Origin of the sequence: Stenotrophomonas sp. HMWF023 (assembly GCF_003060985.1) — a bacterium.
GTDB classification, from domain to species: domain Bacteria; phylum Pseudomonadota; class Gammaproteobacteria; order Xanthomonadales; family Xanthomonadaceae; genus Stenotrophomonas; species Stenotrophomonas lactitubi.
In genome coordinates, this window is the sequence record NZ_QAIJ01000257.1 from 1 (window position 1) to 1,178 (window position 1,178).

Here is a 1,178-nt window from a genome sequence, read left to right on the forward strand (position 1 = left end):
GGAGGCGTCCTCTACCGGGCGAACCAGGACATCTGGAACGCACCGCCGGACCATCCGGCCGGGGCGCCCTACTACACCAACCTCGGCGCCTGCGATGGCAGCGGGGTCAACCAGCCGCCAGTGGTCAGCCTGACCTCGCCGGCCAACGGCGCCACCTTCAGCGCCGGCAGCACGGTCAACGTGACCGCCAATGCCAGCGATCCGGACGGCAGCGTCAGCAAGGTCGAGTTCTTCCGCGATGGCAGTTCGCTGGGCGTCGACACCAGCGCGCCGTACAGCGCCAGCTGGGCCAACGCCAGCGCCGGCAGCCACACCCTGCGCGCGGTCGCCACCGACAACAACAACGCCACCGCCAGCACCGCGAACATCACCATCACCGTCAACGCGGCCAGTGGCGATACCACCGCACCCAGCGTGCCCGGCGGCCTGGCCGTGGGCACCCGCACCGCCAACAGCATCGCGCTGAGCTGGAGCCCGTCCACCGACAACACCGGTGGCAGCGGCCTGGCCGGCTACGACGTGTACCGCAACGGCAGCCTGGTCGGTTCACCGTCCAGCGCCAGCTATGTCGATGGCGGACTGACCGCCTCCACCAGCTACAGCTACCGCGTGCGCGCCCGCGACAACGCCAGCAATGCATCGGCACAGGGCACGGCGGTGACCGCCAGCACCCTGGCCGGCGACGGTGGCACCACCGGCAAGCGGGTCATCGGCTACTTCACCCAGTGGGGCATCTATGGCCGCAACTACCGGGTCAAGAACATCGACAGCAGCGGTTCGGCCGCGCGCCTGACCCACATCAACTACGCCTTCGGCAACGTGCGCAACAACCGCTGCGAAGTGGGCATCACCCAGGCATCAGACCCGAACAGCGGTGCCGGTGGCGATGCCTTCGCCGACTACAGCAAGGCCTTCGGTGCCGGCGAAAGCGTGAGCGGCAGCGCCGATACCTGGGACCAGCCGCTGCGCGGCAACTGGAACCAGCTCAAGCAGCTCAAGGCCAAGTACCCGGGCATGAAGGTGCTGATCTCGCTGGGTGGCTGGACCTGGTCGCGCGGCTTCTCCAGCGCGGCGCAGCCGGCCAATCGCCAGGCCTTCGTCGCCTCGTGCATCGACGCCTACATCAAGGGCAACCTGCCGGTGACCGACGGCGCCGGTGGCCCGGGGGCAGCACTGGG

1 protein-coding gene is annotated in these 1,178 nt (G+C 69.2%); it reads left to right on the forward strand.

The genetic code is table 11. The features are described 5' to 3' along the window. A partial coding sequence (locus DBR20_RS14385; RefSeq protein WP_258223374.1) for an Ig-like domain-containing protein occupies positions 1–1,178 on the forward strand: 1,178 nt, incomplete at both ends.